At 65.2% G+C, this 23,229-nt stretch carries 24 protein-coding genes; 1 reads left to right on the top strand and 23 read right to left on the bottom strand.

Translation table 11 applies throughout. The features are described from left to right. Positions 1–5 precede the first annotated feature (5 nt). From OU800_RS00910 to dctP, 13 genes are all read right to left on the bottom strand, one after another. Complete coding sequence (locus OU800_RS00910) at positions 6–1,508, bottom strand: tripartite tricarboxylate transporter permease (RefSeq protein ID WP_268180455.1); 1,503 nt, start codon at positions 1,506–1,508, stop codon at positions 6–8. An 11-nt stretch (positions 1,509–1,519) separates the two neighbouring features. Further along, a complete protein-coding gene (locus OU800_RS00905) occupies positions 1,520–1,963 on the bottom strand; it encodes a tripartite tricarboxylate transporter TctB family protein (RefSeq protein WP_268180453.1) in 444 nt (147 codons plus the stop codon). Between the two features lie 55 nt (positions 1,964–2,018). After that, positions 2,019–2,999: a Bug family tripartite tricarboxylate transporter substrate binding protein gene (locus OU800_RS00900; RefSeq protein WP_268180451.1), complete on the bottom strand. Its 981-nt coding sequence runs from the start codon at positions 2,997–2,999 to the stop codon at positions 2,019–2,021. A 571-nt stretch (positions 3,000–3,570) separates the two neighbouring features. Continuing rightward, on the bottom strand, positions 3,571–4,371 hold the full coding sequence (locus tag OU800_RS00895; protein ID WP_268180449.1) for an amidohydrolase family protein: 801 nt from the start codon (positions 4,369–4,371) through the stop codon (positions 3,571–3,573). A 2-nt stretch (positions 4,372–4,373) separates the two neighbouring features. Then, positions 4,374–5,858, bottom strand: coding sequence for a tripartite tricarboxylate transporter permease (locus OU800_RS00890; protein WP_268180447.1), 1,485 nt, complete (start codon positions 5,856–5,858; stop codon positions 4,374–4,376). A 15-nt stretch (positions 5,859–5,873) separates the two neighbouring features. Continuing rightward, positions 5,874–6,350, bottom strand: a complete 477-nt coding sequence (locus OU800_RS00885; RefSeq protein ID WP_268180445.1) for a tripartite tricarboxylate transporter TctB family protein — start codon at positions 6,348–6,350, stop codon at positions 5,874–5,876. Further along, positions 6,347–7,318 carry a tripartite tricarboxylate transporter substrate binding protein gene (locus tag OU800_RS00880; RefSeq protein ID WP_268180443.1) on the bottom strand — a complete coding sequence of 324 codons (972 nt, stop codon included), beginning with the start codon at positions 7,316–7,318 and terminating at the stop codon, positions 6,347–6,349. The genes OU800_RS00885 and OU800_RS00880 overlap by 4 nt, the downstream gene beginning before the upstream one ends. A gap of 57 nt (positions 7,319–7,375) precedes the next feature. Then, positions 7,376–8,356 carry a hydroxyacid dehydrogenase gene (locus OU800_RS00875; RefSeq protein ID WP_268180441.1) on the bottom strand — a complete coding sequence of 327 codons (981 nt, stop codon included), beginning with the start codon at positions 8,354–8,356 and terminating at the stop codon, positions 7,376–7,378. A gap of 357 nt (positions 8,357–8,713) precedes the next feature. Next, positions 8,714–9,418 (bottom strand): IclR family transcriptional regulator, encoded by a 705-nt coding sequence (locus tag OU800_RS00870; protein ID WP_268180439.1) that lies wholly within the window; start codon positions 9,416–9,418, stop codon positions 8,714–8,716. Between the two features lie 135 nt (positions 9,419–9,553). Continuing rightward, positions 9,554–10,492, bottom strand: a complete 939-nt coding sequence (locus tag OU800_RS00865) for an SMP-30/gluconolactonase/LRE family protein (RefSeq protein WP_268180438.1) — start codon at positions 10,490–10,492, stop codon at positions 9,554–9,556. A gap of 3 nt (positions 10,493–10,495) precedes the next feature. Further along, on the bottom strand, positions 10,496–11,791 hold the full coding sequence (locus tag OU800_RS00860) for a TRAP transporter large permease (RefSeq protein WP_268180436.1): 1,296 nt from the start codon (positions 11,789–11,791) through the stop codon (positions 10,496–10,498). Continuing rightward, positions 11,791–12,312 carry a TRAP transporter small permease gene (locus OU800_RS00855; RefSeq protein ID WP_268180434.1) on the bottom strand — a complete coding sequence of 174 codons (522 nt, stop codon included), beginning with the start codon at positions 12,310–12,312 and terminating at the stop codon, positions 11,791–11,793. Before OU800_RS00855 ends, OU800_RS00860 begins: the two co-directional genes overlap by 1 nt. Before the next feature lie 15 nt (positions 12,313–12,327). After that, positions 12,328–13,314, bottom strand: coding sequence for a TRAP transporter substrate-binding protein DctP (gene dctP, locus OU800_RS00850; protein ID WP_268180432.1), 987 nt, complete (start codon positions 13,312–13,314; stop codon positions 12,328–12,330). Positions 13,315–13,948: 634 nt separating this feature from the next. Here dctP and OU800_RS00845 point away from each other — a divergent pair. Next, positions 13,949–14,626: an RraA family protein gene (locus OU800_RS00845; RefSeq protein WP_268180430.1), complete on the top strand. Its 678-nt coding sequence runs from the start codon at positions 13,949–13,951 to the stop codon at positions 14,624–14,626. Positions 14,627–14,716: 90 nt separating this feature from the next. On the opposite strand, the gene madM is transcribed toward OU800_RS00845, so the two are convergent. The 10 genes from madM to OU800_RS00795 all read right to left on the bottom strand — a co-directional run bounded on the left by madM (position 14,717) and on the right by OU800_RS00795 (position 23,165). Then, a complete protein-coding gene (gene madM, locus OU800_RS00840) occupies positions 14,717–15,481 on the bottom strand; it encodes a malonate transporter subunit MadM (protein ID WP_268180428.1) in 765 nt (254 codons plus the stop codon). A 5-nt stretch (positions 15,482–15,486) separates the two neighbouring features. Then, entirely contained in the window at positions 15,487–15,888 is a 402-nt protein-coding gene (gene madL / locus OU800_RS00835; protein WP_268180427.1) for a malonate transporter subunit MadL, read from the bottom strand. A 54-nt stretch (positions 15,889–15,942) separates the two neighbouring features. After that, positions 15,943–16,869 carry a malonate decarboxylase subunit epsilon gene (mdcH, locus tag OU800_RS00830; protein ID WP_268180426.1) on the bottom strand — a complete coding sequence of 309 codons (927 nt, stop codon included), beginning with the start codon at positions 16,867–16,869 and terminating at the stop codon, positions 15,943–15,945. Then, the gene (locus tag OU800_RS00825) at positions 16,866–17,501 is read right to left on the bottom strand and encodes a malonate decarboxylase holo-ACP synthase (RefSeq protein WP_268180424.1); all 636 of its coding nucleotides are present in this window, start codon (positions 17,499–17,501) and stop codon (positions 16,866–16,868) included. The genes mdcH and OU800_RS00825 overlap by 4 nt, the downstream gene beginning before the upstream one ends. An 87-nt stretch (positions 17,502–17,588) precedes the next feature. Further along, the gene (gene mdcE / locus OU800_RS00820) at positions 17,589–18,395 is read right to left on the bottom strand and encodes a biotin-independent malonate decarboxylase subunit gamma (RefSeq protein ID WP_268180422.1); all 807 of its coding nucleotides are present in this window, start codon (positions 18,393–18,395) and stop codon (positions 17,589–17,591) included. A 2-nt stretch (positions 18,396–18,397) separates the two neighbouring features. Next, complete coding sequence (locus tag OU800_RS00815; RefSeq protein ID WP_268180420.1) at positions 18,398–19,249, bottom strand: biotin-independent malonate decarboxylase subunit beta; 852 nt, start codon at positions 19,247–19,249, stop codon at positions 18,398–18,400. Beyond that, positions 19,242–19,541 (bottom strand): malonate decarboxylase subunit delta, encoded by a 300-nt coding sequence (locus OU800_RS00810; RefSeq protein ID WP_268180418.1) that lies wholly within the window; start codon positions 19,539–19,541, stop codon positions 19,242–19,244. Before OU800_RS00810 ends, OU800_RS00815 begins: the two co-directional genes overlap by 8 nt. Position 19,542: 1 nt before the next feature. Then, on the bottom strand, positions 19,543–20,421 hold the full coding sequence (locus tag OU800_RS00805) for a triphosphoribosyl-dephospho-CoA synthase (RefSeq protein WP_268180416.1): 879 nt from the start codon (positions 20,419–20,421) through the stop codon (positions 19,543–19,545). After that, the gene (gene mdcA, locus OU800_RS00800) at positions 20,421–22,088 is read right to left on the bottom strand and encodes a malonate decarboxylase subunit alpha (protein WP_268180414.1); all 1,668 of its coding nucleotides are present in this window, start codon (positions 22,086–22,088) and stop codon (positions 20,421–20,423) included. Before mdcA ends, OU800_RS00805 begins: the two co-directional genes overlap by 1 nt. 105 nt (positions 22,089–22,193) lie before the next feature. Next, the gene (locus OU800_RS00795; protein WP_268180412.1) at positions 22,194–23,165 is read right to left on the bottom strand and encodes a GGDEF domain-containing protein; all 972 of its coding nucleotides are present in this window, start codon (positions 23,163–23,165) and stop codon (positions 22,194–22,196) included. Between the last annotated feature and the right edge of the window lie 64 nt (positions 23,166–23,229).

The raw sequence follows: 23,229 nt of genomic DNA, 5'->3' as shown, positions 1-23,229 counted from the left end.
GCGACTCAGACCGGCTTCGGCTTGCGCCAGGCCGAGAGCAGCGGGCGCAAGCCCAGCAGCAGCACCAGCACGGTGAAGGCCAGCACGGTCGCGCTGATCGGCCGCTCGACGAAGGTCATGAAATCCCCACGCGACAACAGCATGGCGCGGCGGAAATGCTCCTCCATCATCGGCCCGAGCACGAAGCCCAGCAGCAGCGGCGCAGCGGGGAAACCGAGCACACGCATGGCGTAACCGAAGGCGCCGAACAGGGTCACCACCAGCACGTCGAAGGCGCTGTGATTGACGCTGTAGGTGCCGATGCAGACGAACATCAGCACCGCCGGGAACAGCAGGTGGTACGGCACCATCAGCAGGCGCACCCACAGGCCGATCAGTGGCACGTTGAGGATCACCAGCAGCAGGTTGCCAATCCAGAAGCTGATCACCAGGCCCCAGAACAGCGAGGGCTGCTCGGCCATCAACTGTGGGCCGGGGGCAATGCCGTGGATCATCAAGGCACCGAGCATCAGCGCCATGGTCGCACTGCCGGGAATGCCCAGCGCCAGGGTGGGAATGAAAGCGGTCTGGTCAGCGGCGTTGTTGGCCGATTCCGGGGCGACGATGCCTTCGATAGCGCCCTTGCCGAAACGCTCCGGCTCGCGCGCCAGACGACGCTCGGTGGCATAGGCGAGAAATGCCGCGATGGACGGGCCGGTGCCTGGCAGGGTGCCGAAGAACGAACCGATGCTGGAGCCACGCAGCATCGGCCACCAGGAGCGCTTGAGGTCGTCACGGCTGGGCTTCATCGCCGCCAGGCGCAATGAGCGGCGGTCGACCTGACCACCATCGACCTTGCCGATGCTGGCGATCACCTCGGCGACGCCGAACAACCCCATGGCCAGCGCCACCAGGTTGATGCCGTCGGCCAGGTCGAGCACGCCGAAGTCGAAGCGCCGTGTGCCGGTGTAGATATCGCTGCCAACGGTGCCGAAGAGGATGCCGAAAGCCACCATGATCAGGCCCTTGAGCAGCGAGCCGCCGGAAATGTTCGAGGCCGCCACCAGGCCCAGCAGCATCAGCGCGAAATACTCCGCCGAGGAGAAGCTCAGGGCGTAGTGGCTGATGGTCGAGGCCAGGCTCATCAGCAGGATGATGCCGAACGAACCACCGAAGAACGACGCCACGGTGGTCATCAACAACGCCACGCCGCCGCGACCTTGCTGGGCCATTGGGTAGCCGTCCAGGCAGGTCACCGCACTGGACGGGGTGCCCGGCACGTTGAGCAGGATCGACGCGGTGCTACCGCCGTAGCTGGTGCCGTACCAGATACCGGCGAGCATGATCAGCGCGGCGGTAGGCTCCAGGTGGAAGGTCATCGGGAACAGCATGGAGATGGCCGCCAGCACACCGATGCCCGGGATGACCCCGAGCAAGGTGCCCATGAACACCCCGACGAAGCAGTAGAACAGGTTGTACCAGGAGAAGGCGGTCTCCATGCCGATCAGCAGATTGTCAGCGAAGGACATGCCGGCACCCCTCAGAACAGGTCGAAATTCATATCCAGCGCGAGCTGGAAGATCAGGTAGGCGAGCAGCGCCAGCGCGGCGGCGAGCAACAACGCCTGCTTCGCGCGAGTCTTGCGGTCGGCCATGGCGGAGATCAGCACCACGCCGAGCACGGCCGGGATCAGCCCGGAGAAGGTGACCACCACGGCGAAGAAACCGATGGCACCGAGCACCAGCAGCGCCGGGCGCCACTGTACCGGCATGCCCTCACGCAGGCCCGGACGCCACCAGGCGAACAGGGCCAGCAGCGCGCCGAGCACAGCCAAAGCGGTACCCATGGCGACCGGGAACATGCCCGGCCCCATACGCTGGATGCTGCCGATGTTGTAGTGGTTGACCGCGTACAGCGCGACCACCACGCCGAACCCCGCAATCAGCAGGCCGCTGATCGCGTCCTGATAGTTACGCTGTGACATTGCGAATTCCTCGGCAGGCCGGGCGCGATACACGCTGCGCCCGGCAACTGCAGCCTTAGTTGACAGTGGCGCCGGAGACCTTGATCACGTCGTGCCAGCGCTCGATCTCCTGGGTCAGCAGGTTGGTGAAGTAGGCGCTGTCTTCGTTGAGCACGGTGCTGCCCTCGGCTTCCATGGCCTGACGCACCTTGTCCGAACTCAGGGCTTCGTTGATCACCTTGTTGAGCTGAGCGACGCGCTCGTCGGAGAGCCCTGCCGGGCCGACCACGGCCTTCCAGTCGGCGGTCTCGAAACCGGCGAAACCGCTTTCGGCCACGGTCGGCACGTTCGCCAGGATCGGGCTGCGCTGCGCCGAGGTGACGGCCAGCGGCCGCAGCGAGCCGGCGCGGATATGCGGCAGGACGCTGGGCATGCTGCCGATGTAGATGTCGACCACGCCACCCATCACGTCACTGATGGCCTGGGCGATGCCTGGGTACGGCACGTGGGTCAGCTCGATGCCGGCCTTGCTTTGCAGCAGCTCCAGCGACAGATGCGCCACGGTGCCCGAGCCGGGTGTGCCGAACAGCAGACGGCCTGGTTCGGCCTTGGCATCGGCGAGAAAGCTGGGCAGGTCTTTGATCGGCGAATCGCTGCGGGTGACGATGACCATGGGCTGGGTGGAGATCACCGCGATCTGGCGGAAGTCCTTCAGCGGGTCATAGGGGATGTCCTTGTACAGGCTCGGATTGACCGCCAGGTTGGAGGTCTGGCCGATGGCCAGGTTGAGGCCGTCGGCCTTGGCCCGGGCCAGCTGTGCCAGACCGATGTTGCCACCGGCGCCCGGGCGGTTCTCGACCACGAAGGTCCAGCCGGTGCTTTCGCTGATCTGCTGGGTCAGCTGACGCGCGGAGATGTCGGTGCCGCCACCTGGCGGGAACGGCACGATGAAATCGATATTGCCCTGCGGATAATCATCCGCCTGAGCCGGGAGAGTCGACATGGCCAGGGCGAACAGGGCACTGGCCGTTAGCTTTCTTGTGATTTTGCCGATCATGGGGCGATCCTCGTTGGGGCTTCCTGATAGCCGTGGCAACTACTGCCTTGGCCCTTTTTCTCTATGCAAAGGCGCCCCGGCAAAACCCGGGCGCGCCGTTCTGACGACCGGCAGGCAGGCCGGTCAGATTGTCAAACAGCAGGAGACAGGCGCCAGCCGGGCAGCGGCAGGCGCAGGCTGCGGCGCAAGGCAGCAGACGCATGAGGAGTGGGGCTGATAGCTCGGCGCAGCAGCGCCAATGGACAGCGGGCAAGGCTGCAGCCAGGCGCCCGCCAGGGAGATGCTTCGACTCATGGTGCGAACCTTGTTGTTCTATTTCACCAGAGGCAGATCGGGCCTGCCGCGAATAGGCTGAAGCCTAACATATAGAAATGCCATTTCAATAACGACATTTCAGTTTCATTGCAGTCGCGCCCACAGGGAAACCTGTGCAAAGCACACAGATCATGCGGAATGAAATGCTTTATCCCGAAAAAACAGCAGAATCGCGATGAAGGCAACCCACAGCCCAACCAGCCAGCCTCAGGCCACCAAACCATATAAATGAAAACATCGTTCCATTATTTAAAGTCTAGAAACGGTATAGCCAAGCCGGGTTGTCCACCAGACAGGCCTGCAACTGACGGCTATTCAGCTCGCGCTGCAGGAACGCCAGCATGTCCGCCGACTGCGGCAACGGCTCGGCCGTCATCACATGCGGCCAGTCGCTACCCCAGAGGCAGCGTTCGAGGTAGTGCGTGAGCAGATGGCGCAGCGGCGCGGCGAGGTCGTCATAAAGGCCAGGCCGACGACTGACTCGGGTCGGCGCCAGCTTGACCCACACCCGCCCGCTGTCGAGCAGACGGCTCAGGCCGGCGAGATCCTCGGCACTGCCGGGAGCGATCTGGCCGAAGTGATCGAGCACCAACGCCTGCCCTGCCGGCAGTTCACCGAGCCGAGCCTGCAGCGCCGCGTAACGCTGCGGCTCGGTATTCAGCTCGACATGCCAGTCCTGCTCGGCCGCCCGCGCGGCCAGGGCCGGCAGGCGCGGCAGGTCGTTGATACCGAGGCGAGTGCGATCCTGAATGCGGATTGCGCGCACACCGGCGGCGGCCAGATCAGCGAGGTTCTGGCTGTGCTCGTCGATCATCGCCACGCCGCGCAGCTCGATATCCGTGGTATTGCGCAGCACCTCGAGCAGATGGCCGTTGTCACTGCCATCGATCGATGCCTGCACCAGCACCGCACGGCGCATGCCATCGACCTGCGCCTCCTGGCGGAACGCCTCGATGCTCTTGCGCGGCGGCTGATAGCTGGCCTCGGCATAGGCACGAGTCGGCGAGAACACATGGATATGGCAATCGCACATCGGTGCTACGGCTGGCAGGCGCATGATCAGACTCCGCGACGCGCCTGGCGCAGGTGCTGCCAGGCCGCCCCGAGCATGCACAGCAGGGTCACCCCGAGCAGTGCCAGGACGATGGGCGAGTTGAGGAAGATGTCGGCACTGCCGCCACCGGCCAACAATGCCTGGCGCAGGCTCTGCTCCAGCGGCTGCCCGAGAATCAGGCCGATCAACAGCGGCGGCAGCGGGAAACCGGCACGGCGCAGGGCGAAGCCGACACCACCCGCGGCGAGCATGACGCCAACGTCGAACAGGTTGTTGTTCACCGAATAGGCGCCGAACAGGGCGAGAATGGCGATCAGCGGATAGAGGTGGCGCGCCTGAATGCGGATCACGTGCACCGCGCCACGGAACATGGCCAGGCCAAAGATCACGCAGGGGATCGACAGCAGGATCAGCGCCAGGAAGATCGCGTAGATCTCCACGCCGTGGTCACGGAACAGGAACGGCCCGGGGGTCAGGCCCTGCAACATGAAGGCGCCGAGGATCACGGCGGTCACCGCATCACCGGGAATGCCCAGCGCCAGGGTCGGCACCAGCGCCCCGCCGGTCACCGCGTTGTTGGCCGCCTCCGGCGCAGCCACACCTTCCGCTTCACCCTTGCCGAAAGCATCCTTGCGTGACGAGCGCGAGCGCGCCAGGTTGTAGCTGACGAAGGCCGGCACGGTGGAGCCGATGCCCGGCAGGATGCCGACGAAGGTGCCGATCAGCGACGACAGCAGCAGCGTACTGCGCATCCGCCACATGGCCAGAAAGCCCACCTTGCCGCCATCCACCGCCACCGGATCGGCCTGCGGCAGCTCACCACGACGGCGGTCGAAGACCTGTTGCAGCACTTCGGACATGGCGAACAGGCCGATCAGCACCGGAATCAACTGCAGGCCATCCTCGGCCGAGAAGCTGCCGAAGGTGAAGCGCGGCAGGCCCTCGATGGGATCGAGACCGACGACGCCGGCGGCGATGCCGACCAGCACCATGATCGCCGAATCGAGCCGGGAACCACCGCCGAAGAGGACGATGATCGACAGCGCGAAGAACATCAGCGCAGCCATCTGCGCCGGGCCGAAGTCCAGGGCGAAGGCGGCCAGCGGCTGTGCCAGCAGAACCAGCACCACACAACTGAACAGGTTGCCGAACACGCTGGCATACAGCGCCACGCGCAGCGCTTCCCCCGCTCGCCCCTGTCGCGCCATGGGGTATCCGTCGATCACGGTTGCAGCCGATGAAGGCGTACCCGGCACGCCGAGCAGAATGGCGGAGATCGAACCGCCGAAGATCGCGCCCTGGTAAACCCCCAGTAACAGGATGATCGCCGGAACCGGCGACATGCCGAAGGTCACCGGAATCAGCAGGGCGATGGCCATGGTCGGGCCAAGGCCCGGAATGGCGCCGATGATGATGCCGACGACCACACCGCAGACAGCCGCGACCAGCACCCAGATGTCGAACAATGCATAAAAGGCTTCGAGAAGCATGGCAGGCTCCGCCAGTCAGGGAAGAGGAATGTTCAGCGCGTAGCGCGCACCGAAAGCGACCAGCACGGCAACCGCCAACGGCAGCAGCAGGCCAAACAGCAGCCGCCGCTCACCCAGCACCCAGGCCAGCAGCACACCGACCGCCGTCGCACAGAGCAGAAAGCCCAGCGCATCCATGAGCAGCACGGCAACGGCGATCAGCAGGCCAATCAGCAGCACACGCCCCCAGTCCAGCACCGCGCCCGGCGCCTCTTCGAGGTCTGCGCGCCGCAACCACAGGCGCAGGCCGGTGACCAGCACCAGCAGGGCGAGAATCAACCGTGGGAAGAACCGCGCATCCGGGCCACTGTCGCCGAAGTCGAATACCAATACCTGACTTTTCAGGGCGACCAGGCCAGCAAGCGCCAGCAGCAGGATGACCGTGGCAGCCAGGCTCTGCAGGCCGAAACGGCAGGGTTTGGCGGCCTCGCCGCCGGACAGCTTGGCACTCATCGCTTCAGCTCCTCGGCCAGGTTGCGGTAGACCAGCAGATTGCGCTGGATCACCTCATCCATATGCGCGCCGGACATGATCCGCACCGGCTGGCTGAGCTTGTCCATGTCTCGCGCGAAAGCCTCAGAGGCTGCCGCTTCGGCGAACGCCGCACGCAGGCGCTCGACGCGCTCGACGGGCACCCCGCGCGGCACCATCAGGCCGACGATGGAGGGGAATTCGATGGCGTAGCCGGCTTCGGTCAGGGTTTGCACCTGCGGGAAATCCGGGTCGCGACTGTCGTCGAGCACGCCGAGCAAACGCAGGCGCTCACTCCTGACCAGGTCGCGATAGGCGGGCACCAGGGCAATGTCGATATGTCCGCCGAGCAACGCCGCCGTGACGCTGGAGGCACTGCTGAAGGGCACGTGCTGCAGGTCTGCATGGGTCTTGCGTGCCAGCGCGGTGAAGGTCAGCCGCGGGCCACTCAGCGCACCAGCGGTGCCGTAGGTCAGGCGCTTGCCCGAAGCCGCCGCGCGGATCAGCTCATCCAGCGAGTGATAAGGACTGTCGGCCCGCACCAGCACGCCGTGGTAGGGGCCGGAATAGTTCATCAACGAAGTGAAATCACCGATCGGGTCGTAGCCAACCGGGCGCAGTGCCGGGGTCACGAACAACGGCGACGAGGTGGTGGCGATCAGCGCGTAGCCATCGGGCTTGGCCGCCGCCAGCGCGCGCATGGCATTGATGCCACCGCCACCGGGACGGTTCTCCACCACCACTGGCTGACCCAGCAGCGGCTCGGCCAGCGCCGCCAGGCGCCGGGCGGAAATGTCCGTGGTGCCGCCCGCGCCATACGGCACGATCAGCGAAATGGCGCGGCTCGGGTAATCGGCGGCGCTGGCCATGGATACGACGCTCCACAGCAGCACGACCATGAGGGCACGAAGCACCTGGCGAAGCGTATCGCTGGCAAGTAGCACAGTCATGGGTTTTCCCTTGTTGTTATTGTGGGAACGGGCGCCATTGGCGGCGCCCGGTTTGCATCAGGCGCCTGGCAACAGGTGGCGGTTGACCACACAGCGCGTCTCCAACGCTTCGCCGGCCCACTGGGCGACGATCTGCTGTACCGCCAGCAGACCGACACGATCCTGCGACTCCTGGGTATTGGCGCCCACGTGCGGCGTGGCCACCAGATTGTCCAGCGACCACAGCTCGCTATCGGCCGCCGGCGGTTCCTGCTCGAAGGTATCCAGACCAGCCCCGCCGATCTCGCCGGCACGCAGCGCCGCGATCAGCGCCTGGCTGTCGATCAGCTCACCACGGGCAGTGTTGACCAGGATGCTCTTGGGCTTCATCCGCCTGAGCTGCTCGGCACCGATCAGGTGACGGTTATCGGCGGTCAGCGGGCAGTGCAGGCTGATCACGTCGCACTCTTCGAGCAGGCGCTGGAAGTCGCTCTCGCGGCTGACATTATCGCGCTCGGGCAGATTTTTCAGGTAGGGATCGAAGATACGCACCTGCATCTTCAGCGGCGCGACCAGATCGAGCAGGATCCCGCCAATCGAGCCCAGACCGACCAGACCCAAGGTCTTGCCGGACAGCTCCACGCCCTTGGCGGTGGCCTTGTCCCAGTGCCCCGCACGCATGCGCCCGTCCAGCCAGGCCACCTGACGGGCCACGGCGAACATCAGCGCGAAGGCATGCTCGGCCACCGACTGGGCGTTGGCCCCCAATGCGATGGTCACCGGAATATTGCGCTCGGCAGCAGCCTGGATGTCGATGGTGTCGTAACCCACGCCATGCTTGGCGATGATCTTCAGATCGGGCGCGGCCTCGATCAGCTCACGACCGAACTTGCCCTGACGGACGATGGCCGCGCCGGGTTTTTCGGCGACGATGATGGCGAGGAGTTCGTCGAGCGGCGCGTAGGGCCGGGTCGGGATGACCTTGACGCCCTGTTCGGCGGCGAATGCCATGGCAGATGGCGAAAGCGCCGGGCCTGTGACCAGGATGCTTCGATTCATGGTGCGTACCTTGTTCTTTTATGTTCACCAACGGCAGGGCTACCCTGGCCGGAACTGCTGAAAGACTACCATAAAGAAACATCGTTTCAAAAATACGCAATTCAGAAAATCTGACATACAGCCTCAAGCAAGGAATATCCCTGCATCAGCAGGAGAATTAGCGATAACAGGCCAGCCCCAGAATGGATACAGACCATCAAAAGGAAATGTCGTTTCTATAAATGATCATGCGCATGCGTTGGCCGGCCCCTCTCCCTGGAAGGCGGGAACCCGGCAAACGCCTTGGGTACGTTAGCGACGACTCATGAGCTGCGCCCGGTCAGGAAGACTGGCGCTCCGTCACAGTTCTGCAGGCCTTCAGCCCCAGGGGAACTCGGCCTTGCAGCCCAGGCTGCGGGCCAGGCCGGCAGCAGCCTTGCAGAACACCTCGCGAAGAATACCGGCACGCTCGGCGGTGAGCCGGCTGGCTGGCCCGGAGATCATCAGCGCCCCGACCATTTCATCACCCGCACCGAAGATCGGCAGCGCCATGGCTGCTGCATGGGGGTCGGTGACCCCACTGGAGTAGAACGGCTCGCTGAGGCTGAGCGCTTTGTCGATGCTGGTGCGCAAGGCCTGGGCGCCAGCGGCGTTGTCCATCGGCCGCATGTCACCCGGCTGCAGGTGCAGACGCAGACGATGCGGTGAATTGACCCGATACTGGCATAGGCGATAAGCGCCATGACGTACATAGAGGGAGGCGGTTTCACCGGTTTCGTCGGTGAGCGCCTGCAACACGGGCATGACGTGGCGTTCCAGGTCGAGGGCATCCTGGTAGACGGCATTCAGGCGCATCACCTCGCTGGCGAGCTGGTAGCGCCCGTCAGCCATGCGATTGATCAGGCCGAAGGTTTCCAGCGACACCGTCAGGCGCATGATGGTGCTCTTGTTCAGGCCGGTACGCTCGGCCAACTCGGCCAGCCCCAGGGAAACATCACCCACTTTGAATGCCGTCAATACGGTCAGAACGCGGTCGGCCGACGCGACGCCACTGACGGCCGGGCGGGGGCGTGTTTTGATCATCGGGTATTCCTCAGCGACAGGCGATTTATCGGTTTGCCGGGCATTATCGAGCCCCGGCAACCCGATGCGCCAGCCTTGCAGCGAGTTGCGCGTAGATCAGTACCAATACGGCCACGCCTCGGCTCGCGCGCTTAGCTAGCGCTGGCCCCAGCCCGAGGCCATCGGATGCCCCGCCACCGGCAGCTCGGCGCGCAGAATCGAACCGGAATCGGACTCGGTGATATACAACGTGCGTCCGTCCGGCCCGCCGAAGGCGCAGTTGGTGGTGCCCAGCCCCTTGGGCGAGCGCACCACGGCAATCGGAATACCGAGAGCATCATGCACCCACACCAGACCCATGCCGGTCTGACAGACCACCACGCCGTTGTCACGGGTCAACGCCAGGCCGTCGGGGCCTGCACGCCCGCCGGAAAATTGCAGGAACAGCCCGGCCTTGACCACCCGCTGGCTCTGCGCGAGCGGCAACCGCCAGACCGCATTGGCGCGGGTCACCGCGACGTACAGGGTATGGCCGGCCGTATCCAGCACCAGGCCGTTGGGGCTCGGCACCTTGTCGATCAGGCAATCCAGGCGGCCGCTGTCCGGGTACCAGCGATAGACACGGCCACTGGGATCCTGCAGGCCGGTCTGTCCCTGGTCGGTGAAATACAGCGCGCCGTCCGGGCCGAAGTGCAGATCGTTGCAGCCCTTGAAGCCTTCGGTATCGGCATCACCGAGGACGGTCTCGACCTTACCGCTGGCCGGGTCGAGGGTCATGATGCCGTTGCGGAAGTCGGCGATGAAGATGCGCCCCTGGGCATCGATCTTCAGGCCGTTGGGCTGGCCGTCGTATTCGGCCATCAGCTCCACCTCGCCGCCGGGCGAAGCACGGAAGATGCGCCCGAAGGGGATGTCAACGAACCACAGGTTGCCCTGCAGATCGAAGGACGGCCCCTCGATAAAGCTGTCCACCGGCGCACCGCGGCGGTTCTTGTCCGCCCAGTAGGATTGCGCACCCGGGCGGCGCAACGATGCGGGCAATTGGGTGAATACCTCGGCCTCGATCAACAACGGGTCGGGATGGGGAAATGCCATGGTTCAACCTCCGGCGGTCAGATTGGGCAGCCACAGGGCGATATCGGGCACCCCGATGAGCAGCAGCAGGAAGGCCAGGATGATGCCGAAGAACGGCAGCACGCCCATCACCACGTCCTCCACCTTGGTCTCGGAGTCCGAGCCGGCCACCACGAAGAGAATCACCCCCAGCGGCGGGGTCAACTGACCCAGCTCGACCAGCACCACCACGAAGATGCCGAACCAGATCGGATCCACGCCCATGGCCATCAGGGTGGGGAAGATCACCGGCACGATGATGGCGATCATCCCCAGGCCTTCCATGAAGCAGCCGAGGATGGCGAACACCAGCATCAGGATCAGCAGCAGACCCAGCTTGGACAGCCCGGCATGGGACACCCAGTCGACCAGTTGCTCACCCACACCGGACAGCGCAGTGGCATAGGCGAAGATCATCGAGATGAACACGATGAACAGCACGTTGCCGCTCATCAGCAGGGTGCGCGACAGCGCCTCGCTCAGCATCGCCAGGTTCAGGCGCCGGTAGAGCGCGGCGATCAGCATGGCGCCGACCACGCCCAGGGCACCGGCTTCGGTCGGTGTCGCCATCCCGCTGTAGATGCTGCCCAGGATCATCATGATCAGCAGGCCGAAGGGAAACACGTCGCCCAAGGCATGCAGGTAGTCGCGCCACTCGCGCTTTTGCGTGTCGCGCGGCACCAGGTTCGGGTTGGCGATGGCCCGCGCCATGATCAGCAGGCTGTAGCAGGCGCCCAGCAGAATGCCCGGCACCAGGCCCGCCGCGAACAGCTTGGCGATCGAGGTTTCGGTGAAGGTGGCGTAGATGATCATGGTGATCGACGGCGGAATGAGGATCCCCAAGGTGCCGCCAGCCGCCAGCGAACCCGCCACCAGGCGCCGGTTGTAGCCACGTGCCGACAGCGCCGGCAGGGCCACGGTGGACATCGCCGCCGCCGTCGGCGCGCTGCCGCCGGCCACGGCAGCGAACACCCCGCTGCCGACGATATTGGTATGCAGCAGGCCGCCAGGCAGACGCTTCACGAAGGGCGCAATGCCGTTGTACAGACGCCCGCTGAGACCGCTGGCCAGGAGTATCTCGGCCATGAAGATGAACAGCGGAATGGCTGCCAGGGTGAAGCTGTTGGCCGAGCCCCAACTGACCAGGCCGAGGGCCTTCCAGCCAGCGACACCCTTGAACAGAAAGAGATAGACCAGCGCCGCGGCACCGACCGCGAACTGCACCCACAGGCCACCGATGATCAACACCAGCAGCACGATGAAAGCGATGGCAGCATCCATCAGTCGACCCTCCCGCCGCGCAACGTGACGATCAGGTGCTCGACGATGAACAGAGCGATCATCAGCAGGCCCAGCGGTACCAGCAACTGCGGTAGCCACAGCGGAGTCATCAGCGTGGTGGGCGCCACGTTGCCGCGGGCGTAGGAGCTCATGACCAGCTTGAAGGTCTGCCAGATCAGCACGCCGCAGACGCCCAGCGAGACTAGCTGGAAACACAGGTTGAACAGGCGTTGCAGCCCGGCCGACAGCGCATGCAGGACAAAACCGACCTGGAACAGGCTGTTGCTACGCAAGCTGAGGCTGGCACCGAACAACGTGAGGCCGACGACGAGGTAACCCGCCAGCTCTTCCACGACCTTCAGCGAATGGTTGAAGAAGAAGCGCGCCACGATCTCCGCGCACACCAGCAGTACCAGCAGTACCAGCGCCAGCCCGGTGATGCAGCGCACCATCGTCGCCACGCCGTCGAATACGCGGCCAGCCGATATCGGCTGACCAGCATGCAGATGAACTTCGCTCATCGTTCGCTCCAGGCGTTACTTACCGAGGGCTTGCAGCACTTCGCCGAGGATTTTCTCGTAATCGGCACCGGCACCTTTCGCCCATTCATGCCAGAACGGCGCCAGCTTCTGCTGAGCGGCGGCGATGGTCGCGGCATCGACCTCGACGATCTTCATACCGGCCTTGGCCTGGCTCTGCTTCTGCAGCGCTTCGTCCTCGACGAAGCCCTGGTCGATCTTGACGATCTCGTCGCTGACGATGGCATCGAGTTTCTCGCGGGTGGCGTCGGACAGATCCTCGTAGGAGTCCCGGTTGGCGATCAGCGCGCTGAAGGCGTAGTTGACCGGCAGACGGTAGTTGTTCGGCAGGAACTCATGCCAGTTCTTCGCCCCACCGGCGCTGGCGGTCAGCACGCCATCGATCACGCCACGCTCCAGGGCGCTGGGCACATCGGTGCCGGTCAGGGTGATCGCCGAGCCGCCGAAAGCCTCGACGAAGGCCCCCTGCTCCGGCGAAGTGACGCGAATCTTGCGCCCGGCCAGATCGCTCAGCGCGTGCATCTCGAAGCGGGTGAACAGAGTCTGCTGCGGGTAGCGATAGCTGCCCAGGTAGGTCACGCCCTGCTTGGCGAAACCTGCCTTGAGGTAGGGCTGCATGATCTTGTAGGCCTTGTCCCACTCCTCTTCGTTGTTGATCAGCATGGGCAGGTTGAGGATGCGCGCGATCTGCACGTTGCCGGAGAAGAACAGGTCGGCGGCAAAATCGACGATGCCATCACCGGCAGCCTGGGTGATGTCGGTGGAGGAAATCTGCAGAGTCTTGCCCAGGTGCAGGGTGATCGACAGGTCGCCATCGGTTTCCTTGTCGATACGCTGGGAAATCCGCTCCATGCCCTGCACGGCGGCAGTGGTGGAAACGGCGGAATAGGTGTAGCCGGTCCAGTTGGCAGCATGCGCCACACCGGTGGCGGTACTACCGATCAGCAGCAGGCTGGAAAGCAGATAGTTCTTGGCGAATCCCATGATCAGGTCCTCGTGACAACGTCTGTATGGCCGTGGCCTGACGAGATGCCGGTGCGCCACGCAAGCCTCTGCGCGGCATGGCAACTGCGAAAAGCCGTCTTGTTGTAATTGAACGGGGTCAGCGCCCTGCAGCGAAGGCGCTCGTCATGCGGCTTCGCGGCGAGGATGAGAGAGGTACACCAGACCGCTCACGGCAGAACACAACCCGGCGGGCAGCACCTGCCCGAGGCTTGTCAGCAGCGATGGTGGAGAGGCGTTCGTCGAGCGACGCATGGAGCTGAGCCGGACGTTCGGCAGCAGATGCCATGGCAGTTACGGCTGGTGCCGAGCCCGCAGCCAGGATGCTTCGATTCATGGTGCGTACCTTGTTCTTGTTAGTTCGCCTGCTTGCGGGCGGGGAACCCGGCGGCGGTGAATCCAGCCTACCACAAAGAAACGCCATTTCAATATCTCACTTCCCCCACCTGGACAAATGGATGCATCTGGCAGTCCATTCTGTCGATTTGGCACAAAAACCCCACAAAGAGCACCCAAGCCAGCCGCTCGGCAGTTGTATATCGACACCTCTCAATGATATTTATGAAATAGCGTTTCATAAAATCACAACAACTGTCATCGACACGAGGTATCAATCATGTCCATCGGATTCAGGGTTCTGTCTGCCAGTCGCAAAGTCAGCGCGGAGTGGGTCGAGCGTTTCCGCAACGTCCCCGTCGCCTGCGTCAGCGACTCGATGAACCGGATGACCGCCGGCGGCTCACGCCTGCGTCCGATGCACGGCGGCGGCGTTCTGGCCGGCCCGGCTCTGACGGTCAAGGCCCGTCCGGGTGACAACCTGATGCTGCACTACGCCCTGGATATCGCCGAGCCCGGCGATGTGGTGGTGGTGGATGCTGGCGGCGACCTGAGCAACGCCCTGATCGGTGAAATGATGGTGGCTTATGCCGCCACGCGCGGAGTTGCCGGCATCGTCATCAACGGCGCGATCCGTGATGCCGCCGCCATCCGCGCGGGTGACTTCCCGATGTTCGCTGCTGGCATCACCCACCGTGGCCCTTACAAGGACGGCCCGGGCGAAATCAACGTGTCAATCGCCATCGACGGCATGGTCATCGAACCGGGCGATCTGGTCATAGGTGACGACGACGGCCTGCTGTGCGTGCCCTACGACGAAGTGGCCGGGGTCTACGAGCGCGCCGACGCCAAGAACCGCGCGGAAATCGCTCAGCTCGAACGCATCACTGCCGGCCAGAACGACCGTAGCTGGGTGATCGAGTCGCTGCGTCAGAAAGGCTGCCAACTGCCTGAATGAAGGCACCTGCCCCTGCCTGCGCGGCTTGGCACAGGCAGGTCTGCCCTCAGAGGGTCGAATAAAAAGCCCGCCATGACGACGGGCGAAAGGTCAGCCCAGAAGGCCGCGCATCAGAAAGTAGAGTAAGGATGGGCCAAGCAGGCAGCCCAGGGCGGTGTAGAAGGCTGCGGTCAGGCAGCCATAGGGCACCAGCTTGGGATCGGTGGCCGCCAGGCCGCCGGCCACGCCGCTGGAGGTGCCCATCAGGCCGCCGAAGATCACCGCGCTACGCGGGTTGTTCAGGCCGATATAGGGAGCGACGAAGGGCGTGGCCACCATCACCAGAATCGCCTTGATCAGCCCGGCGGCAATCGACAGCGCCATCACGTCGGAGCTGGCACCGATGGCAGCCCCCGTCACCGGGCCGACGATATAGGTCACCGCGCCGGTGCCGATGGTGGTGAGGCTGACCACGTCGGTGTAGCCGAAGGCCATGGCCACCGCCACACCGGCGATGAAGGAGGTGAACACCCCGACGAACAGCGCCAGCACTCCGGCGAACCCTGCGCGCTTGAGTTCCTCGACGCTGACGCCGAAGCCGGTGGCGACAATGGCAAAGTCGCGCAGCATGGCGCCGCCGAGCAGGCCGATGCCGGCGAACAGCGGGATATCCACCAGGCCCTTCTGCCCACCCGTATAGACCCCGCCGATATAGGACAGCAACAACCCGAGCAGGATGGCGATGGCCGAGCCGTGCAGGCGCCCCTTGGTGAACTTGTCGGAAATCCAGTACGACACCCACATGGTGATGCCGATGATGGCGAAGCCGCTGAGCAGGCCGTAGCCGGTGATGACCTTCATCAAAGATTCGTACATGGCAGTCACCGTGGCGCTTTGGTCAGGGAGGGGGCGGCATCGGTTTCAGGCTTCTTTTGCCCGATACGGCTCAGTGCCGGCACCAAGGCGAAGCCGATAACCACCGCAGCGGTACCGGCGAGAATCGCCATCGGGCCCCCCTTGAGCGCACCGTAGACGTTCTGCTGGGCGGCCATGGCGACTACGATGGGGATGTAGATGGCGCTCCAGAACTCCACGCCCTGTTCCGACTTGCCGGTGAACAGGCCGCGTTTGTTCAGGTAACTGCCGAGGAAAATCAGCAGCATCATGGCGATGCCGACACCGCCGACGTTGGCGGGCACGCCGATGAGTTTGCCCAGCAGTTCACCGATGAAGATGCCTGCCAGGGTGCAGAACGCCAGAAAGGCGACACCGTAGATGATCATTGTTGTTGTCCTCGTTTGAAGTTGTTGTTCTTGTGCTTCGGTAAAGGCTACGGCTCAGCGGTCGCGGCTCACCTCCTGACGCAACATGGCGTCGAGTGTATCCAGACGGGCACCGCTGAAGGCGATGGCCTGGCCGGGTTCAAAGACGCGGCGGGCAAGGCCGGTCAGCACGCTGCCGGGAGGCAGTTCCAGATGCAGGCGCACGCCGCGCTCATAGGCGGTGACGAGCGTGGCCTGCCAGTCGACGACGCGGCTCATGTTGTAAGCCAGGTCGTCGCGCAAGGTTTCGGGGTCACGGATCAGCCGCGCCGAGCTGCTGCTCAGGTAGCGCACCTGCGGCGCGCGCAATTCGATGCGGGTAAAGGCGGCGGCCAACTTGTGGGCCGGCGCATCGAGCAGCTCGCAGTGCGACGGCACGCTCATGGCCAGGCGCCTGGCGCAGCCGGCGCCGAGCACGCGGGCGCGCTCGGCCACCCTGGCCATGGCGGCATCGCTGCCGGCAATGACAAACTGGGTTTCGGCATTGATATTGGCCAGGTACACCGGGCCTTCGGCGTCGGCCAGCAGGCGATCGACGCTGGCCTGGTCGAGACCGAGGATGGCGGTCATGCCGTAGCCAGTGGGATAGGCACGCTGCATCAGCTCGCCACGCAAGGCGACCAAACGTGCGGCATCGGCAAAATCCAGCGCGCCGGCCACCACGGCAGCGGCATAGGCGCCGATGGACAGGCCGGCAACATAGTCCGGGCGATGGCCGCATGCACCCAGCAGACGCGCGGCGGCCACACCGGCGATCAACAGGCAGAGTTGCACGGCGCGCGTGTCGCGCAGGGCCTCGGCCGAATCCAGCAGGCGCACATCTTCGCCCAGGGCGGCGCTGGCCTGCTCGATACAGGCCTGCACCACCGGTGCATCGGGCAACGCCTGGAGCATACCGGGCTGCTGCGCGCCCTGGCCGGGAAAGGCCCAGAGCGTGCTCATGCCGCCACCTGCTGCGTTTGCCAGGGGTCGCGAACCAGCAGCGGGCCGTCCAGGGTTTTCAGCAATACGCGCGACGAGTCGCCGGCCCATTCTCGCAGCGCCACGGCGCCGTACGGGGTTTCCAGTTGCAGGTCGATACGCCCTGGCGCCTCGTCCAGCAACATGCAAAATGCCCGCGCTTCGGCCCGCGAAACCGGCTCGGGCGCGCGCAGCAGCAGGTCGAGATCGCTGTCCGCATGCGCGGCAGCAATGCCGCTGGCCAGCTCGAAGCCCAGGCTGCCGGTGACACCCCAGGCCAGGCCGAGGTCGTCGAGACGTGGCGCCAATTGGCTCAGCGCGCGTAATGCCGGCCAATGAGGCTGAGCATGATTGCGCCAGCGGCCGGCACGGGCGACCGCCTGCGGGCTGACCAGGCGGCTGATATCACTCAGGCGCATCCAGGTGGCATAGCGCTGCTCACGCGCCGCGCCACGTATGCCGACCGCCACCCAGCCGGGCTCGGCGGGAGCACGCCGCACCACCACCGGCACATGCCCGCCCAGGGCGGCGCAAGCCCAGGCCGGCGCCTCCTGCGGCAGATGCTCAGGAAGCAGGCCCCAGAGCAGATCATGTGGACGGGGTGTGGGGTGCATCGATCTTTCCTCTGTAGGGTGCGCCATGCGCACCGCTGCGGTTAATGGTGCGCACGGCGCACCCTACGGTGGCCGTGCGCGATCTGTTCACCACTGCGCGCGCAAGGCCTCACGTACCTGCGAGGAGGCCGCGCGATTGGCGGCGCCCAGACGGTTACGCAGATCGCGCGGGCTGCCGGCGATATCGGCCAGGGCGCGGCCCAGGGCCTCCTGCACGCGAGCCAGATCGGCGCTGGTCGGCTGCGTCGCCTGCTCGACATCGAGCACGTCAGCCAGCAAGCCAAGCGAGGCGTAGTTGTCGAGGTCATAAGCCATGGGCGGCACGCTGGCGGCCAGCGCCTCCAGCTCGTCGACGCTGCGCAGGGTGATGCGCGCGGCAGCGGCCTTGCCCATGGCATGCACCATCACCCCAGCATCGCGCAGGGCGATCAGGCGGTTGGCCTGGTAGCCGTGGGCGAGAAAGGCGCCGGACATGGCCTTGCCCACCAGCAGACCGATCACTGCATGGCCGGCAAGGCGGGCACGGGCATAGGCGTCCACCGCGCCGGCCAGCGCCTGATGAATGCCGTAGGCTTCCTCGCGGCGGCCATAGGCCTGGCTGGGCACGTCGACGATGGCGATCAGCGCGCGCTTGTGCGCCTGGTCGCGGTCGGCCTCGATGGCCTCATCCACGGCCTGCGCCAGCCCCCAGCCTTCGAGCAGGCCAACCTCACCGTTACGGGCGCGGGGGAATGGATTGCTGGGATCGGCGATCACGGCCAGATAGCGCACCGCCTGGCCGGCCAGCTCGCCATCGGCCACCCGCAGCGAGGCAGGCAGCCCTTGCAGCGGCTGAGCATTGCCGGCCAGGGCCTGGAACCAGTGCGGACCACGTTGTTGCTGAGCAGTTGTCATGTTCATGCTCCCTGGTAAGCGTTGCGCACGGCAGCGGCATCGGCCTGAATCGAGGTGTCGACGGCGTGCAGGCGCTGCAGGAACCAGGCGTGGCGCCGGCTGCGCTCCTGAGTCGGTTTGCCCTTGGCGAACAGGCCGTGCAGCTCGCGGCGAATGGCATCGACGTCATCACTCACGTAGCCGTCGACCAGGCCGCTGGCGTGGCGCTGCTCACCGCCGGTGAGGCTCCAGATAAACGGGCGGTCACGCGAGTCGTACTCCTCGATGCCCGCTTCCTGCTCGATCACCTGCGGGCCGTTGAGCCCCAGGCGCGCCTCGCGGGTGACCAGCAGGTAGCTGCACAGCCCGGCGGCGATGGACATGCCGCCGAAACAGCCGACCGGGCCGGCGACCAGGCCGATCACCGGTTGGTACTGGCGCAGCTCGACGATGGCAGCCTGGATCTCGGCGATGGCTGCCAGACCCAGGTTGGCTTCCTGCAGGCGCACGCCACCGGTTTCCAGCAGCAGCACGGCGCGGGTCGGTGTGCCGTTGCGATTATCTTCAGCCGCCAGCTCCAGGGCGCCGGCAATCTTCGCGCCGCCCACTTCGCCGAGGCTGCCGCCCTGGAAGGCACCTTCGATGGCAATCGCCACGGCCGGCTGACCATCGATCAGCCCCTTGGCCACCACCACGCCGTCATCGGCCTGGGGCACGATGCCCTGCTTGGGCAGCCAGGGCGACATCAGCCGGGCAAAGGGATCGAGCAACTCGCGGAAGCTGCCGGCATCGAGCAGTGCGCGAGCCCGCTCACGGGCACCCAGCTCGGTGAAACTGCGCTGCGCCAAAAGGCGCTGGATATTCTGCTCAGCCATGGTTCAGTTCCTCCAGGCCCTGTTCCAGGCGCAGGCGCACCACGCCGGGGGTGGCGCCGAAATCGTGGATGGCGATGTTCAGCGCCGGGACTGGTTGCTCAGCGAACATGCGCTCGAACAACAGTTGCCAGCGTGGCGCGCTGCCGTTGACCGAGGTGACCACTTCAATGGCCAGGGTGCCGGCCTGGCCGGGTTCGAGCAGCACTTCCAGGTCGCCGGAACCGACGCAACCCACCAGCGCGCGACCCTGGGCCGGTTGCCCGGCGGGGAATTGAAAAGACAGGGTTTCCATTTCACAGACTCCCAAGCTGCGCCGGCAGGCCATGCTGCAGGCGGTCGAGGAACAGGGTGGCGGCGAGCAGATCGGCAGCGCCGCCAGGCGAGGCACGCAGGTGCAGCATGTCGCGCTCCAGCTCGCGCAGCAGGCGGCGACCGTCGAGGCTGGCGCAACCGCCGGCGGCGAGCACCGCGCGGGCGCCGCTCTGCATGCTGGTCAGCCCGGCCATGCCGGCGCGGTACAGCACGCAGGTGTCGGCCAGTTGGGTCATGATCGCCAGCAGCGCATCAAGGCGGGCGTTCTGCTCCCCTGCCCCGGCAGCGCGGCTGCGCGCCAGTTGTGGCAGCGCCTGCTGGATCACCGCGGGGAAGCCAAGCTGCGCTTCCTCACGGGCGCCATGCACGCCGTACAGACGGCAGACCTGGGCGCCATGGCTGTCGCCGGTGACGGGAGCAGCGCGGTCGTTGAGCAGCGCCAAGCGTGCGGCGCGCAGGGCGACCTGTGCGGGCGCAAGCATGTTCACGTCCAGCGCCGCTGCGCTGCTGAGCAAGCCGAGCGCCCAGATCGCACCACGATGAGTGTTGACGCCGCCAGTAACGCGCAGCATCTCCACTTCGCCTTCGCGACCGATGCGGCCCACGTCTTCACGTAGCTGTAGACCGATCTCGCCACGCTGCTGGGCGGCCTCGGCCATGGCTTTGAAGCTGGGCCACAGGGCCAGCGCCGAGGCGTGCATCAGGCCCAGGTGCAGATCGGTGTGCGCGCCGCTGCCACGCCGGTCGACCAGCCCGGGTTTGGGCGACAGGTCGGCCTCGTCGATCAGCGCGTCGACCGCCAGGTCGGCCAGCCAATCCCCTAATGAAAGCTGGGGCTGAATTGCAGTCAGTGCATTCATCACCAGCTCCTGAACTTGGCGGGCGGGTTGTACAGGCCGCCCGACCACTCGACCAGCTCGGCGATGCTCTTGGCCGCAAGCAGTTCGCGGCTGGCATCGGTGCGGCGGATGCCGAGGTCTTCGGGCAGGGCGATCAGCCCTTTGCGGCGCATGCGTGCGGTGTCTTTCGGGTCGTGACGCAGACCAATGGCGGTAACGCCGGCGACTGCGGCGATCATCGCCTGCCGCTCTTCCAGGGTGCGCGCCTTGTACAGGTAGGCGATGCCTTCCTCGGTGAGCAGGTGGGTGACGTCGTCGCCGTAGATCATGATCGGCGCCAGCGGCATGCCGGCCTTCTTGGCCACGTCCACCGCATCCAGGCGCTCGACGAAGGTCGGCTTGCCGCCCTCCTGGAAGGTCTCGACCATCTGCACCACCAGCTTCTTGCCGCGCTCGAGCAGGGTCACCGGGCCTTCGCCGCCAGGCGTCGCCATGTCCAGCCAGGCCGGTGTGCTGTGACGCCGGCCGCGCGGGTCGTGGCCCATGTTCGGCGCGCCGCCGAAACCGGCCAGGCGCCCACGGGTCACGGTCGAAGAATGGCCATCGCCGTCCACCTGCAGCGTGGCGCCGATAAACAGGTCGACCGCGTACTGCCCGGCCAACTGGCACATCATGCGGTTGGAACGCATTGAGCCATCGCGGCCGGTGAAGAACACGTCCGGGCGCTGGGCGATGTAGTTCTCCATGCCCAGTTCGGTGCCGAAGCAGTGCACGCTCTCGACCCAGCCGGTCTCGATGGCCGGGATCAGCGTCGGGTGCGGGTTGAGCGTCCAGTTGCGGCAGATCTTGCCCTTCAACCCCAGCGATTCGCCGTAGGTCGGCAGGATCAGCTCGATGGCGGCGGTGTTGAAACCGATGCCGTGGTTGAGCGACTGCACCTTGTGTTTTTCGTAGATGCCGCGGATCGCCATCATCGCCATCAGCACGTGCACCGGCTTGATATGGCGCGGGTCGCGGGTGAACAGCGGCTCGATATAGAACGGCTTGTCGGCCACCACCACGAAGTCGACCCAGGAGGCGGGGATGTCCACACGGGGCAGCTCGTCGACGATCTCGTTGACCTGGAAGATCACGATGCCGTCACTGAACGCGGTGGGCTCCACCAGCGCAGGGGTGTCCTCGGTGCTCGGGCCGGTGTAGATATTGCCGTGGCGGTCGGCCTGGAAGCCGGCGACCAGGGCGACATTGGGAATCAGGTCCACCAGCAGGCGCGAGTAGAGTTCGATATAGGTGTGGATGGCGCCGACTTCCAGCAGCCCGTCTTCGAGCAATTGGCCAATGCGCAGACTCTGCGGCCCGGCGAAGGAGAAGTCGAGCTTGCGGGCGATGCCACGCTCGAACAGATCGAGATGCTCGGCGCGGCTGACGCTGGGCATGATCATGTGCAGGTCGTGCAGGCGGCCGGGGTCGGCCTTGGCCAGCGAGCGGGAGAGGAAATCCGCCTGCTTCTGGTTGTTGCCTTCCAGCACCACGCGATCGCCGGGGGCGATCAGCGCTTCGAGTGCCGCGACTATCTTGTCGCTGGGCAACACCACGCCATCGGCCAGATTGCGCACCTGATCGAGCCGCCGCGCCTTTTCCGCGCGACGACGCGACCACTGCGGCGGTGGGGATATTGTTGTTGTCATCGATGACTCCACGAGTTCCGCTGTCGTGGAGGCACCTTAGGAGCCTGACTGCGAGGTCATCAATCAAGCAGCGAGCGCTATCGTTACGCTCAGGTTAATGATGGCTCAAGCCTGGGTATCGGCGGCATCGTCGCGGATCGAGTGGGCAGGCGCCTTGGCCACTTCCAGCCGGTCACGTCCAAGCTGCTTGGCCTGATAGAGCAGCTTGTCCACGGCGTTGAGGAAATCCAGCGGACGGTCGTGCGCGCCCGGCACGATGGTGCCCACGCCGAGGCTGATGGTGAGCAGGGACGACACCGATGAGCGCTCGTGGGGTATGCGCTGCTGGCGCACCTGCTGACGGCAGCGCTCGGCGATATGGAGGGCAGCAGCCTCGTCGGTCTCCGGCAGCACCAGCACGAACTCCTCGCCACCGAAGCGGCCGAGGAAGTCCCGTGGCCGGCTGGCAGCACGGCTCAGCGCCTGGCCGACGCTCTTCAGGCAATCGTCGCCCTGGATATGGCCGTAATGGTCGTTGAACTGCTTGAAGTGATCGATATCCAGCAGGATCAGCGACAAGGGCTGTTGGGTACGCTGGGCGTTGGCCCACTCGCCGGCCAGCACCGTATCGAACATGCGCCGGTTGGCCACGCCGGTAAGACCGTCCTTGTAGGAGTATTCTTCCAACTGCTTCTGCAGGGTCAGCAGTTGTTCCTCGGTCTTCTTGCGTTCGCTGATGTCGAACATGAAGCCGATCAGCGAATCCACTTCGCCTTTGTCGTTGCGCACCACATGCACCACGTCGCGAATCCACACATAGTCGCCAGCGGCGGTCAGCGCGCGGTAGTCGGCCTCATGGTCGACGCCGTTCTGCGATTGCGAGATGCAGAACTCCACGACCCGCTCACGATCATCCTCGTGTATGCGCGCCGCCCAGTCCTCGGCGCTGACCCAACTGGCCTGCGCCCAGCCCAGCAGACTCTCGATCTGCGGGCCGATGTAGGCGAAGGTCATGGTCTTCCAGTCGATCTTCCAGGGGATCGCTCGGGTCGACTCCAGCAGGGTCTTGTAGACCGCCTGATCAGTTGCTTCGCTCATGCCGTCACCTCTGCCCGACTAGCGCTTGTTTATAGCGCAAAAGCGGGTCGCCAAGGTGACGAGC

Origin of the sequence: Pseudomonas sp. GOM7 (assembly GCF_026723825.1) — a bacterium.
Taxonomy (GTDB): domain Bacteria; phylum Pseudomonadota; class Gammaproteobacteria; order Pseudomonadales; family Pseudomonadaceae; genus Aquipseudomonas.
Note: the sequence above shows the minus strand (reverse complement) of the source record. Positions and strands in the feature narration are given on the sequence as shown.